The following is a 12,618-nucleotide window of genomic DNA, read 5'->3' on the forward strand; positions in this document are numbered from 1 at the left end:
CCGCTTATCCGGCCCTTTTTTTTGGAGAAAATATGAGACTGGCTCTGGTAACCGGCGCAAGCCGGGGGATTGGCCGCGCAACGGCGCTGAAGCTGGCGCAGCAGGGCTATCGCGTGGCGGTCAACTATCGGAAGCGCGCGCAGGAGGCGCAGCAGGTGGTTGCCGCGATCCGCGAGCAGGGCGGCGACGCCTTTGCCGTGCAGGCGGATATCGCCGACGAGGCGCAGGTAATGGCGCTGTTTCAGCGGCTGGACGAGGAAGATAAACCGCTCGGCGTGCTGGTCAACAATGCCGGCATCCTGTTTACCCAGTGTCGGGTGGAAGATCTCAGCGCCGAGCGCCTGCAGCGCGTCTTCGCCACCAACGTCACCGGCGCCTTTCTCTGCTGCCGCGAAGCGGTAAAACGCATGGCCACGCAGCACGGCGGGCTGGGCGGAGCGATTATCAACGTCTCCTCTGCCGCGTCGCGTCTTGGCGCGCCGGGAGAGTATGTTGATTACGCGGCGTCGAAAGGGGCGATGGATGCGCTGACCAAAGGGCTGTCGCTGGAGGTGGCGGCGCAGGGCATTCGCGTCAACAGCGTCAGGCCGGGCTTTATCTATACCGAGATGCATGCAGACGGCGGCGAGCCGGGGCGGGTCGATCGCGTGGCGGCGATGGCGGGTGCCATCCCGATGGGACGCGGCGGCGAAGCGGAGGAGATCGCCGAAGCGATCGTCTGGCTGGCGAGCGAGGCGGCCTCCTACGTGACCGGCACCTTTATCGACGCCGCCGGCGGCCGCTAGCGACCTGGCCGCGCCCGTGACGGCGCGGCCCAGGAGCCTTAAAGGGTTTCGCCGTTGCTGGCGATCACCTGCTGATACCAGCCGAAGCTTTTCTTGCGCGAGCGGGCGAAGTCGCCGCTGCCGTCGTCGTTTTTATTGACGTGAATAAAGCCGTAGCGCTTGTCGTACTGACCGGTGGTGAACGAAACGCAGTCGATGCAGCCCCACGGCGTATAGCCCATCAGTTCGACGCCGTCGTGCGCCACCGCCTTCTTCATCTCGGCGATATGCGCGCGCAGGTAGTCGATGCGGTAATCGTCCTCAATTACGCCCTTCTCATTCGGTTTGTCGATGGCGCCGAAGCCGTTTTCGACGATAAACAGCGGCTTCTGGTAGCGCTCATAGAGCGCGTTGAGCGTATAGCGCAGCCCGACCGGATCGATCTGCCAGCCCCAGTCAGATGCGCCGACGTGCGGGTTTTTCACCACGCCGTCGAAACCGGTAATGGGATCGTCGACGCCGCTGGCGTCATGTTTTACCGCGTTGCTCATGTAGTAGCTGAAACCGACATAGTCGGCGCAGCCGTTGCGCAGCGTCTCGGCGTCGTCCGCGTCCATCTGGATCTGGTAGCCTTTGCGCGCCCACTCTTTCAGGGTGTAGGCCGGCCAGGCGCCGCGCATCTGCACGTCGCTAAAGACATAGCGCTGATGCATCGCCTCCTGCGCCAGCATCACGTCGTCAGGATGGCAGGAGTAGGGATAAATCGGCACCATGGCGATCATACAGCCGATCTGAAAATCGGGATTGATGGCGTGGCCGAGGCTAACCACCTTCGCGCTGGCGACGAACTGGTGGTGCATGACCTGATACATCGCCTCTTCCGGCTTATCGTGCTCGGTAAAAATCACGCCGGAGCAGCAGTAGCCAAACAGCGGATACTGCCAGTTGCGCTGGTTGTTGATCTCGTTAAAGGTCATCCAGTATTTCACCTTGTGCTGATAGCGACGCATCACCACTTCGCTAAAGCGCACAAAGAAATCGACCACGTTGCGACTGTGCCAGCCGCCATACGCTTTCACCAGGTGATAGGGCATCTCAAAGTGGGAGAGGGTGATCACCGGCTCGATGCCATATTTCAGCAGCTCGTCGAACAGGTCGTCGTAAAACTGCAGGCCCGCCTCGTTTGGCTCCTGCTCGTCGCCGTCAGGGAAGATGCGCGTCCAGGCGATAGAGGTGCGAAAACACTTAAAGCCCATCTCGGCGAACAGCGCGATATCCTCTTTGTAGCGCGAGTAGAACTCCACCGCCTGATGGTTGGGGTAGTATTTGCCGGGCTGCACGCCGTCGGTGATGACGCGGCTGACGCCGTGCGCGCCGCCGGTCAGCACGTCGGCGATGCTGACCCCTTTGCCGCCTTGATCCCAGCCGCCTTCAACCTGATGCGCCGCCACCGCGCCGCCCCATAAAAAGTGTTGCGGAAAGCCTGATTCGTTCTGCATATATCCCTCTCAGCGAAATAGGTATGGCCGCGAGTGTAGCAAAGCAAAAAACGAAGTCACGATATAACACCGGCGCGCCGGTGTGATATGTCACGCGGCGAAAACAGGCTGTTTTATTTAATCAGCAGGCGGCCGACAGCTTCGAGAATATACATCACCGGCACCTGGGTGGTGATATCGTAATTGTCGCTCAGGCGGATCACCGGGACGTGGTAGGCGAGGGTAAAATCGCTCATTTTCGCCAGCGAGCTGCTCTCGGAGTGGGTGATCGCCAGCGTCTGACAGCGGCGCAGGCTAAACTGGCTGGCAAGACGCAATATTTCCGGCGTCTCGCCAGAAACGGAGAGCAATATCGCCAGCGTATTGTCATCCACGTTGCCGCTCACCGGATAATAGGGATCGTCGATATAGTGACTGAATTTACCGACGTTAGAGAAAAAGCGCGCGCCATATTTGGCGAGGCTGCCTGAGGTACCGGCGCCAATAAAGAAAAGCTGCTCGGCGCGATTAATCATCTCTGCGGCGCGGGATATCAGCGCGCTAAATTCATCGTTATTAATGCTTTTGAAAAAGCTGAGCATTTCGCTGACGCCGACGTTCGCCTGCACCGGCTGCGCCTGCTGCTGCGCCAGCCGAAAGCGGATGCGGAATTCGGACCAGCCGTCGCACCCCATCTTGCGGCAGAAACGCAGCACGGTGGTGGTCGAGACGCCCGCCCGCTCCGCCAGCTCGCGGATGGTCATATAGCTGACGCTTTCCGGATGTTTAATGATGTCGTGATAAACCTGCATTTCCAGCGCGTTCAGGCTGGCAAGATCGTGATGAGAGAACATCTGCGGGCGCGCTCATAGGAGTAAGATCGCCGAGCAGTGTAGCAGATTTGCGCGCGCGTCAGGCTGTAACACGCCTTCACAGTTTAATTTTAGCGTACAAGTGTACTCTGAAAATATTCCTGGCTATGCTGGTGGTCAGAAAATCCGCACTCACCGCGAGGTTCAGACGCGTTCCATTATGAAAAATCGTTTAGTATTCCAGGGCTATTCGCTCGCTGAAGAGATCGCCAACAGCATCAGTCATGGATTCGGCTGCCTGTTCGGTATTGTCGGTCTGGTGCTGCTGCTGATGCAGGCGGTTGAAATGAATGCCACCGCCACCGCCATTACCAGCTACAGCCTCTACGGCGGCAGCATGATCCTGCTGTTCCTGGCGTCGACCCTGTATCACGCCATTCCCCATCACCGCGCTAAGCGCTGGCTGAAAAAACTCGACCACTGCGCCATCTATCTGCTGATTGCCGGCACCTATACGCCGTTTCTGCTGGTGGGCCTGAAATCGCCGCTGGCGCACGGGCTGATGGTGGTGATCTGGAGCCTCGCGCTGGCAGGCATTATCTTTAAGCTCACCATCGCGCACCGCTTTAAGGCGCTGTCGCTGGTGACCTATCTCTGCATGGGATGGCTGTCACTGGTGGTGATCTATCAGCTGGCGCTGAAACTCTCGGCGGGCGGCGTCTGGCTGCTGGCGGCGGGCGGCATCATCTATTCACTCGGCGTTATCTTCTACGTGGCGAGGCGCATACCCTACAACCATGCGATCTGGCACGGCTTTGTGCTGGGCGGCAGCGCCTGCCATTTCTGTGCCATCTACTTCTATGTGATGTAACGCACCGCAACCGGCGGCCAGCCGGTTGCGGTGAAGGATCACTCCTCCAGAGAATAGGGCAGCGGCTGAATCAGCAGACGGCCGCCTTCGTCGCCCTCGACGCGCAGCACGCTTTCCGGCGCCAGATCGTTGTTCATCACCACCTGAACCCACACCGCGCCATCGTCAAGCTGAACGGCGGCCAGCACCGTGCCGGTGCGACGCCAGCGCTCACCCATCTGCAGCTCCAGCGAATCGTTCGCGGCGGGCACCCGGCTCGCCTGGCCCGCCAGCCAGTAGAGCGCGCGCTTGTTGGCGCCGCGGAATTTCGCGCGCGCCACCATTTCCTGGCCGGTGTAGCAGCCTTTTTTAAAGCTGATGGCGTCGAGCGCCTGCAAATTGGTGGCCTGCGGGATCAGCTGCGCGGCGGTCGCCGGCTCGATCACCGGAATACCCGCCTCGATATCCAGCGCCAGCCACTGCATGCTGTCGTTGAGCTGCGCGTCGTCGGCCAGCTGCTGCTGCAGCGCCTGCGCCTGCTCGCGCGTTGTGACGATCAGGAAGCGCTCTGCGGGCGCGGCGAACCACAGCAGGGTGCTTTCCGCCTGCTGCACCACCGGATGCGCGCTGTCCGGCAGGGCGTCGAACAGGCTGGTCAGCGCCGCGCGCGCCTGAAAGCCCGCCACGCCAAGCAGCACCGCGTCGTCGTCCGGTGCCAGCGTCACCTTAGAGAACACCGCATACTTTTTCAGTTCGGTCAGCTGCGTGTCGCGCAGTTCGCGGCGCACCAGATAGGCGTAGCCTTCGCCGCGATGGAACAGGCGCAGGTTGCTCCACATTTTGCCTTTGGCGTCGCAGTGCGCCGCCGGGCGATGCTGATCCGCCGCCAGCGCGGCGACGTCCAGCGTAAGCTGACCCTGCAGATAAGAGGTGCTGTCGGGACCCTGCACCGACACCAGCGCCCAGCCGTCCAGCGACATCAGGGTTAACGGCAGGCGAGAGGCGGCCACGGGCTGGCGCGGCGGTAAGCTGAAAATAGGCATTGGCTATCCTGGTTACGAAGGTTAATCCTGACTCAATGTTAAAAGAGCGCACTGGCTTTGCAACCGGTTTAGGGGATCGGGCGCACAAATCGCGAGCCGGCGCGGCAACCGCAGCCCGATGCGTGCGGCGCGGCGCACAGCCTGCCCACGCGCCTCTGCAGGCGTCAGCAAACCAGGTTACACTAGCCGCACTTTCCTGACTGCGGAACAACACATATGGATATTCATGACAAATCGCGCATTCACTGGGCGTGCCGTCGCGGCATGCTGGAGCTGGATGTCGCTATCATGCCCTTCTTCAAATATGAGTATGACACCCTCAGCGATAGCGATAAAAAAGCGTTCGTGGCGCTGCTCAAGAGCGACGATCCCGATCTGTTCAACTGGATGATGGACCATGGCGAACCGGCCGATCCCGAGCTGAAGCGCATCATCCGGCTGATCCAGCAGCGCAACCGTGAACGCGGCCCCGTGGCAATGTAAGCTGCGCCCGTCGCGTCAGGCGCGCCTGCTGCACGGCGTTTTTGCCGCCGGCGCGCTGCTGCTGGTGGCGGGCGCACCGCTGCCCGCCGCTGGCTGGCTGATAAAACTGCCGCTAATGCTGTGGATGATGCGGGAGAGCCGCCAGCAGCAGCGACGACTGGCGCAGCGGCGAGGCCTGTTGCAGATTAAAGGCGACGACAGCTGGCGCTGGCAGGGCGTGCGCTGGCGCATCGCCGCTCCGATCCGCTGGCTGCCGGGCGCGGCGCTGCTGGTGCTGCGCAGTGAGAAAGGGCGCACGCAGCGGCTGTGGCTGCTGCAGGATATGATGTCGCGCAGCCGATGGCGTCAGTTTCGCGCCCGCCTGCTGTGGCGCGAGAGGCCGTAGCGGCGCGCTACAGCAGCGCGGCGGTTTCGGTCAGGATCTGTTCGCACCACTGTTCGATGCGTTCATCGGTGACGTCGAACTGATTAACGTCGTCCAGCGCCAGGCCGACGAACCGGGTGCCATCGGCGCTAAGCGGCTTCGGGCTGGTAAACTCATAGCCGTCGAGCGGCCAGTAGCCGACGAACTTCACGCCCATCGGCTGCAGCAGCTCATGCAGCATGCCGAGCGCGTCGAGAAACCATTCGCTATAGCCGATCTGATCGCCCATGCCGTAGAGCGCGACGATTTTATCGCGCAGGTTGAGCGTCGACAGCTGCGGCCAGATCGCTTCCCAGTCCTCCTGCAGCTCGCCGAAATCCCAGGTCGGAATGCCCAGAATCAGCAAATCGTACTGCTCCATCAGCAGCGGATCGTCATCTTTCACGTTGTGCAGCGTGACCAGCTCAGCGCCGATAAAGTCGCGGATTTTCTCTGCGGCCATTTCGGTGTAGCAGGTGCTGGAGCCATAAAAAAGACCAATTTTCATGCAGATAATGCTCTGGGTAAGACTGACTTTGGCGCAATTGTATCAGAAGCAGGGCAGATTCAGGCATAATGAGCACGATTTCACCTCAAGGGCGGCGATACCGTGCAAGACAGCGACCTGACAGAACAGTTTCTGGATGCGCTCTGGATTGAACGCAATCTGGCGCAAAATACCTTGTCCTCCTATCGCCAGGACCTGAAGACGCTGACCGACTGGCTGCGGCATCACGGCCTGACGCTGCTGACGCTGCAGACGGCGGATCTGCAGCAGTTCCTCTCGGAGCGGCTGGAGGGCGGCTATAAAGCCAGCAGCTCGGCGCGGCTGCTCAGCGCCATGCGGCGCATCTTTCAGTATCTCTACCGCGAAAAGCTGCGCAGCGACGATCCCAGCACGCTGCTCTCCGCGCCGAAACTGCCGCAGCGGCTGCCGAAGGATCTCAGCGAGGCGCAGGTCGAACGCCTGCTGCAGGCGCCCAGCACCGATATCCCGCTGGAGCTGCGCGACAAGGCGATGCTGGAGCTGCTCTACGCCACCGGGCTGCGCGTCTCTGAACTGGTCGGGCTGACCCTGAGCGACATCAGCCTGCGCCAGGGCGTGGTGCGCGTGATCGGTAAAGGCAATAAAGAGCGTCTGGTGCCGCTGGGCGAAGAGGCGGTTTACTGGCTCGAACACTACCTGGAACATGGCCGTCCCTGGCTGCTGAACGGCCAGACGCTGGACGTGATGTTTCCCAGCAGCCGCGCGCAGCAGATGACGCGCCAGACCTTCTGGCACCGCATCAAGCACTACGCCGTGCTGGCGGGCATCGACAGCGAAAAACTGTCGCCGCACGTGCTGCGGCACGCCTTCGCCACCCATTTGTTGAACCACGGCGCCGACCTGCGTGTCGTACAGATGTTGCTGGGACACAGCGACCTCTCGACCACGCAAATTTATACGCACGTCGCCACCGAGCGGCTGCGTCAGTTGCATCAACAGCATCATCCGCGCGCCTGACGCGGACATTAAGGAAAGAAGATGAAGAAATTTCTCCTGCTGGCCCTGTTGGCTGGCGCCTTTAGCAGCGCAGCTCAGGCCGATGACGGCGCCATCCTGCAGTCTCTGAAAAAGCTGGGGCTGAAGCAGACCGAAATCACCGCGTCGCCGCTGCCGGGCTTTAAAACCGTGCTGACGGAGAGCGGGGTGATTTACGTCACCGAAGACGGCAAGCATATGATCCAGGGCCCGCTCTATGACGTCAGCGGCGCGCAGCCGGTCAACGTCACCAATCAGCTGCTCGACAAAAAGGTCGAGGCGCTGGCGCCGCAGATGATCGTCTACAAAGCGGCAAAAGAGCAGCATGTGATCACCGTTTTCACCGACATCACCTGCGGCTACTGCCGCAAGCTGCATGAGCAGATGGCCGACTACAACGCGCTGGGCATCACGGTGCGCTATCTCGCCTTCCCGCGCGAAGGGCTGCACGGCCAGGTGGAAACCGCCATGAAGGCGATCTGGTGCGCAGCCGATCGCAACAAAGCGTTTGACGACGCGATGAAGGGCAACGCGCCGCAAATGAGCGCGCCGGACAGCTGCAAAATCGATCTCGACCAGCACTACAAGCTGGGCATTCTCTACGGTATTCAGGGCACCCCGGCGATCCTGACCGACTCCGGCATGATGATCCCGGGTTATCAGGGGCCGCAGGAGCTGAAACAGGTGCTGGATCAGCAGAAGCGCGGTGGCTAATTGGCAGTGATAAAAACAGTTGAACTACGGCGGCGTGAGATCGGCGTCGAGGACCAGCTTCCGGCGGCGCTTCCGCCGCTGCTGAAGCGTCTCTATCTGCAGCGCGGCGTGCGCAGCGCGGCGGAGCTGGAGCGGGGCGCGAAGCATCTGCTGCCTTTCTCAACGCTGAACGGGCTGGATGAGGCGGTCGAGCTGCTGCATCAGGCGCTGCTCGACGGACGCCGCATTATGGTGGTGGGCGATTTCGACGCCGACGGCGCCACCAGCACCGCGCTGACGGTGCTGGCGCTGCGCAGCATGGGCGGCCATAACGTGCAGTATCTGGTGCCTAACCGCTTTGACGACGGCTACGGCCTGAGCCCGGAAGTGGTAGAGCAGGCGCGCGCGCGCGGCGCCCAGCTGATCCTGACGGTGGATAACGGCATCTCGTCTCACAGCGGCGTCGCCTGCGCCCATCAGCACAACATTCCGGTGCTGGTCACCGATCACCATCTGCCGGGCGAAACCCTGCCGGAGGCGGAGGCGATCGTGAACCCTAACCTGCGCGACTGCGACTTTCCGTCGCGCGCGCTGGCGGGCGTCGGCGTCGCCTTCTATCTGATGATGGCGCTGCGCGCCCACCTGCGTAAGCTGGGCTGGTTCGGCGCCACGCGCGCGGAGCCCAATCTGGCGGAGCTGCTGGATCTGGTGGCGCTCGGCACCGTTGCCGACGTGGTGCCGCTCGACGTCAATAACCGCATTCTGGTGTGGCAGGGGCTGAGCCGCATCCGCGCCGGCAAATGCCGTCCGGGCATTCGCGCCCTGCTGGAGATCGCCAACCGCGACGCGCGCCAGCTGGTGGCGAGCGACCTCGGCTTCGCCCTCGGCCCGCGTCTTAATGCGGCGGGACGGCTCGACGATATGTCGGTCGGCGTGGCGCTGCTGCTGACCGACGATATCAGCGAGGCGCGTATGCTGGCCAGCGAGCTGGATGCGCTGAACCAGACGCGTAAAGAGATCGAGCAGGGCATGCAGAGCGAGGCGCTGGCGCTCTGCATGGAGCTGGAGCGTAAGCAGACCGACCTGCCGCTGGGGCTGGCGTTTTACCATCCTGAATGGCATCAGGGCGTGGTCGGCATCCTGGCCTCGCGGCTAAAAGAGCGTTTCTACCGGCCGGTTATCGCCTTCGCGCCGGCGGGCGACGGCACGCTAAAAGGCTCCGGACGCTCAATTCCCGGTCTGCACCTGCGCGACGCGCTGGAGCGGCTCGATACGCTCTACCCCGGCATGATGCTGAAGTTCGGCGGCCATGCCATGGCGGCGGGGCTGTCGCTGGAAGAGACGCACTTCGACGCGTTTCGCCAGCGCTTCGCCGCGCTGCTGGGCGAGTGGCTGAGCGAAGAGACGCTGCAAAGCGTGATCTGGTCGGACGGCGCGCTGCAGCCAGGGGAATTCAGCTTGCAGACGGCTGAAATGCTGCGCGAAGCGGGTCCCTGGGGACAGGCGTTCCCTGAGCCCGCCTTTGACGGCAAGTTCAAACTGCTGCAGCAGCGCCTGGTGGGCGAACGCCATCTGAAAGTAATGCTGGAGCCGCTCGGCGGCGGGCCGCTGCTCGATGGCATCGCGTTTAATATCGACACCACCCTGTGGCCCGACAGCAGCGTGCGTCAGGTCGAACTCGCCTTTAAGCTCGATATCAACGAGTATCGCGGCAACCGCTCGGTGCAGCTGATTATCGATCACCTCTGGCCGCTGAACTGATCGCGTTTTAATGGCGGATCGGCTGCCGATCCGCCGCTGACCGCCCGGTCGGCGCGCGACTGAAACCCTACAATCTCACCGCTATTTCAGTTAGACTGCGGGGTTTCCATCCCGACATTCAGCGAAAAGACCCGAAGCCATGTTTGAAATTAATCCGGTTAAAAACCGCATCCAGGACCTCACCGAGCGCAGCGACGTTCTTAGGGGGTATCTTTGACTACGATGCTAAGAAAGAACGCCTCGAAGAAGTAAACGCCGAGCTGGAGCAGCCAGACGTCTGGAACGAGCCTGAACGCGCGCAGGCGCTGGGCAAAGAGCGCTCCTCGCTGGAAGCGATCGTGCAAACGCTGGATCAGATGTCGCAGGGCCTGGAAGATGTGCAGGGTCTGCTTGAGCTGGCAGTAGAAGCAGAAGACGAAGAGACATTCGACGAAGCCGTTGCTGAACTCGACACGCTGGAAAGCAAGCTGGGCGAGCTGGAATTCCGCCGCATGTTCTCTGGCGAGTATGACAGCGCCGACTGCTATATCGATCTGCAGGCGGGTTCTGGCGGCACCGAAGCGCAGGACTGGGCCAGTATGCTGATGCGTATGTATCTGCGCTGGGCCGAATCCAAAGGCTTTAAAACCGAAATCATTGAAGAGTCAGAAGGCGAAGTGGCGGGCATCAAGTCCGTAACCATTCGCGTCTCCGGCGACTACGCCTTTGGCTGGCTGCGTACCGAAACCGGCGTGCATCGCCTGGTGCGTAAGAGTCCGTTTGACTCCGGCGGCCGTCGTCACACCTCATTCAGCTCTGCGTTTATCTATCCGGAAGTGGATGACGATATCGACATCGACATCAACCCGGCGGATCTGCGCATCGACGTCTACCGCGCGTCGGGCGCGGGCGGTCAGCACGTTAACCGGACCGAATCGGCGGTGCGTATCACCCATATTCCCACCGGCACCGTGACCCAGTGTCAGAACGACCGTTCTCAGCATAAGAACAAAGATCAGGCGATGAAGCAGATGAAGGCGAAGCTGTACGAGCTTGAGATGCAAAAGAAAAATGCCGAGAAGCAGGCGCTGGAGGACAACAAGTCCGACATCGGCTGGGGCAGCCAGATCCGCTCCTACGTGCTGGACGACTCGCGCATCAAAGATCTGCGCACCGGCGTCGAAACCCGCAATACTCAGGCGGTGCTGGATGGCGATCTGGATCGTTTTATTGAAGCAAGCTTAAAAGCAGGGCTATAAGGAACCGACATGTCTGAACAACAACCGCAGAGCGCTGATGCCGCCCTTGAGTTAAACAACGAATTAAAAACGCGTCGCGAAAAACTCAGCGCGCTGCGTGAACACGGCGTGGCGTTTCCTAACGATTTCCGCCGCGACACCACCTCGGACGCGCTGCACGCGCAGTATGACGAGAAGAACAACGAAGAGCTGGAAGATTTAGGCATCGAGGTCAGCGTTGCTGGTCGTATGATGACCCGCCGCATTATGGGCAAAGCCTCGTTCATCACGCTGCAGGACGTGGGCGGCCGCATTCAGCTCTACGTGGCGCGCGACGATCTGGCGGAAGGCATCTACAACGAGCAGTTCAAGAAGTGGGATCTGGGCGATATCCTCGGCGCGCGCGGCAAACTGTTCAAAACCAAAACCGGCGAGCTGTCGATTCACTGCCACGAGCTGCGTCTGCTGACCAAAGCGCTGCGTCCGCTGCCGGACAAATTCCACGGCCTGGCCGATCAGGAGACCCGCTATCGCCAGCGCTACCTCGATCTGATCGCCAACGACGAGTCGCGCCACACCTTCAAAGTCCGCTCGAAAATCATGGCCGGCATCCGCCAGTTCATGGTCGGCCGCGACTTTATGGAAGTGGAAACCCCGATGATGCAGGTGATCCCAGGCGGTGCCTCCGCGCGTCCCTTTATCACCCATCACAACGCCCTCGATATCGATATGTACCTGCGTATCGCGCCGGAGCTTTACCTGAAGCGTCTGGTGGTCGGCGGTTTCGATCGCGTGTTTGAAATCAACCGCAACTTCCGCAACGAAGGCATCTCGCCGCGCCATAACCCTGAGTTCACCATGATGGAACTCTATATGGCCTATGCGGACTACCGGGATCTGATCGAGCTGACTGAAAGCCTGTTCCGCACCCTGGCGCAGGATGTGCTCGGCACCACCAAAGTGCCTTACGGCGACCAGGAGTTCGATTTCGGCAAGCCGTTTGAGAAGCTGACCATGCGCGAAGCGATCAAAAAGTACCGCCCGGAAACCGATCTGGCGGATCTGGATGATTTCAGCAAGGCGGTGGCAATTGCGCAGTCGATCGGCATCAAGGTCGAGAAGAGCTGGGGTCTGGGCCGCGTGGTGACGGAGATTTTCGAAGAGACGGCGGAAGCGCATCTGATCCAGCCGACCTTTATCACCGAATACCCGGCGGAGGTGTCGCCGCTGGCGCGCCGTAACGACGAGAACCCGGAGATCACCGATCGCTTTGAATTCTTTATCGGCGGCCGCGAAATCGGCAACGGCTTCTCCGAGCTGAACGACGCGGAAGATCAGGCCGAGCGTTTCCAGCAGCAGGTGAACGCCAAAGATGCAGGCGACGACGAAGCGATGTTCTACGACGAAGACTACGTCACGGCGCTGGAGCACGGCTTGCCGCCGACGGCGGGTCTGGGCATCGGCATCGACCGTATGGTGATGCTGTTCACCAACAGCCATACCATTCGCGACGTGATCCTGTTCCCGGCGCTGCGCCCGACCGCGAAGTAACGCTAACGGCTAACGGCTAACGCTAGCTGGTTTTTCAGCAA

Annotated in this window: 13 protein-coding genes; 9 read left to right on the forward strand and 4 right to left on the reverse strand. The window is 61.1% G+C overall.

Annotated elements, in window-relative coordinates; all coding sequences use genetic code 11:
* The first annotated feature begins 32 nt into the window (after positions 1-32).
* Complete coding sequence (locus B2J69_RS17455) at positions 33-785, forward strand: SDR family oxidoreductase (RefSeq protein WP_081140908.1); 753 nt, start codon at positions 33-35, stop codon at positions 783-785.
* A gap of 38 nt (positions 786-823) precedes the next feature.
* On the opposite strand, the gene B2J69_RS17460 is transcribed toward B2J69_RS17455, so the two are convergent.
* Both B2J69_RS17460 and B2J69_RS17465 read right to left on the reverse strand, forming a co-directional pair.
* Entirely contained in the window at positions 824-2,263 is a 1,440-nt protein-coding gene (locus B2J69_RS17460; protein ID WP_081140909.1) for a 6-phospho-beta-glucosidase, read from the reverse strand.
* A 113-nt stretch (positions 2,264-2,376) separates the two neighbouring features.
* Positions 2,377-3,096, reverse strand: a complete 720-nt coding sequence (locus B2J69_RS17465; protein ID WP_081140910.1) for a MurR/RpiR family transcriptional regulator — start codon at positions 3,094-3,096, stop codon at positions 2,377-2,379.
* A 178-nt stretch (positions 3,097-3,274) separates the two neighbouring features.
* Here B2J69_RS17465 and trhA point away from each other — a divergent pair, with 178 nt between their 5' ends.
* Positions 3,275-3,925, forward strand: a complete 651-nt coding sequence (gene trhA / locus B2J69_RS17470) for a PAQR family membrane homeostasis protein TrhA (protein ID WP_407944752.1) — start codon at positions 3,275-3,277, stop codon at positions 3,923-3,925.
* 38 nt (positions 3,926-3,963) lie between these two features.
* On the opposite strand, the gene ygfZ is transcribed toward trhA, so the two are convergent.
* Positions 3,964-4,947 (reverse strand): tRNA-modifying protein YgfZ, encoded by a 984-nt coding sequence (ygfZ, locus tag B2J69_RS17475; RefSeq protein WP_081140911.1) that lies wholly within the window; start codon positions 4,945-4,947, stop codon positions 3,964-3,966.
* Between the two features lie 216 nt (positions 4,948-5,163).
* Between ygfZ and sdhE the strand changes: the two genes are divergently transcribed.
* Both sdhE and B2J69_RS17485 read left to right on the forward strand, forming a co-directional pair.
* Positions 5,164-5,430, forward strand: coding sequence for an FAD assembly factor SdhE (gene sdhE / locus B2J69_RS17480; protein ID WP_081140912.1), 267 nt, complete (start codon positions 5,164-5,166; stop codon positions 5,428-5,430).
* Complete coding sequence (locus B2J69_RS17485; RefSeq protein WP_081140913.1) at positions 5,405-5,815, forward strand: protein YgfX; 411 nt, start codon at positions 5,405-5,407, stop codon at positions 5,813-5,815. Before sdhE ends, B2J69_RS17485 begins: the two co-directional genes overlap by 26 nt.
* Before the next feature lie 7 nt (positions 5,816-5,822).
* Here B2J69_RS17485 and fldB read toward each other — a convergent pair whose 3' ends face one another.
* Entirely contained in the window at positions 5,823-6,341 is a 519-nt protein-coding gene (gene fldB / locus B2J69_RS17490) for a flavodoxin FldB (RefSeq protein WP_081140914.1), read from the reverse strand.
* A 102-nt stretch (positions 6,342-6,443) separates the two neighbouring features.
* On the opposite strand from fldB, the gene xerD reads away from it, so the two are divergent.
* From xerD to lysS, 5 genes are all read left to right on the forward strand, one after another.
* Positions 6,444-7,337 carry a site-specific tyrosine recombinase XerD gene (gene xerD / locus B2J69_RS17495; RefSeq protein WP_081140915.1) on the forward strand — a complete coding sequence of 298 codons (894 nt, stop codon included), beginning with the start codon at positions 6,444-6,446 and terminating at the stop codon, positions 7,335-7,337.
* A 21-nt stretch (positions 7,338-7,358) separates the two neighbouring features.
* Positions 7,359-8,069, forward strand: coding sequence for a bifunctional protein-disulfide isomerase/oxidoreductase DsbC (gene dsbC, locus B2J69_RS17500; RefSeq protein ID WP_081140916.1), 711 nt, complete (start codon positions 7,359-7,361; stop codon positions 8,067-8,069).
* Between the two features lie 6 nt (positions 8,070-8,075).
* Positions 8,076-9,809 (forward strand): single-stranded-DNA-specific exonuclease RecJ, encoded by a 1,734-nt coding sequence (recJ, locus tag B2J69_RS17505; RefSeq protein WP_081140994.1) that lies wholly within the window; start codon positions 8,076-8,078, stop codon positions 9,807-9,809.
* Between the two features lie 139 nt (positions 9,810-9,948).
* A protein-coding gene (gene prfB, locus B2J69_RS17510) for a peptide chain release factor 2 (RefSeq protein ID WP_143806314.1) occupies positions 9,949-11,047 on the forward strand; the annotation gives its coding sequence in 2 pieces (ribosomal slippage) (positions 9,949-10,023 and positions 10,025-11,047; 1,098 coding nt in all).
* Positions 11,048-11,056: 9 nt separating this feature from the next.
* The gene (gene lysS, locus B2J69_RS17515; RefSeq protein WP_081140917.1) at positions 11,057-12,577 is read left to right on the forward strand and encodes a lysine--tRNA ligase; all 1,521 of its coding nucleotides are present in this window, start codon (positions 11,057-11,059) and stop codon (positions 12,575-12,577) included.
* The last annotated feature ends 41 nt before the right edge of the window (positions 12,578-12,618 follow it).

The organism is Pantoea latae, from assembly GCF_002077695.1.
Taxonomy (GTDB): domain Bacteria; phylum Pseudomonadota; class Gammaproteobacteria; order Enterobacterales; family Enterobacteriaceae; genus Pantoea; species Pantoea latae.

Bases quoted from the DNA above. Each gene is read 5' to 3' on its own strand.
- B2J69_RS17460 (WP_081140909.1), bottom strand. From the start codon at position 2,263: ATGCAGAACGAATCAGGCTTTCCGCAACACTTTTTATGGGGCGGCGCG.
- B2J69_RS17465 (WP_081140910.1), bottom strand. From the start codon at position 3,096: ATGTTCTCTCATCACGATCTTGCCAGCCTGAACGCGCTGGAAATGCAG.
- sdhE (WP_081140912.1), top strand. From the start codon at position 5,164: ATGGATATTCATGACAAATCGCGCATTCACTGGGCGTGCCGTCGCGGC.
- trhA (WP_407944752.1), top strand. From the start codon at position 3,275: ATGAAAAATCGTTTAGTATTCCAGGGCTATTCGCTCGCTGAAGAGATC.
- ygfZ (WP_081140911.1), bottom strand. From the start codon at position 4,947: ATGCCTATTTTCAGCTTACCGCCGCGCCAGCCCGTGGCCGCCTCTCGC.
- B2J69_RS17455 (WP_081140908.1), top strand. From the start codon at position 33: ATGAGACTGGCTCTGGTAACCGGCGCAAGCCGGGGGATTGGCCGCGCA.
- dsbC (WP_081140916.1), top strand. From the start codon at position 7,359: ATGAAGAAATTTCTCCTGCTGGCCCTGTTGGCTGGCGCCTTTAGCAGC.
- fldB (WP_081140914.1), bottom strand. From the start codon at position 6,341: ATGAAAATTGGTCTTTTTTATGGCTCCAGCACCTGCTACACCGAAATG.
- lysS (WP_081140917.1), top strand. From the start codon at position 11,057: ATGTCTGAACAACAACCGCAGAGCGCTGATGCCGCCCTTGAGTTAAAC.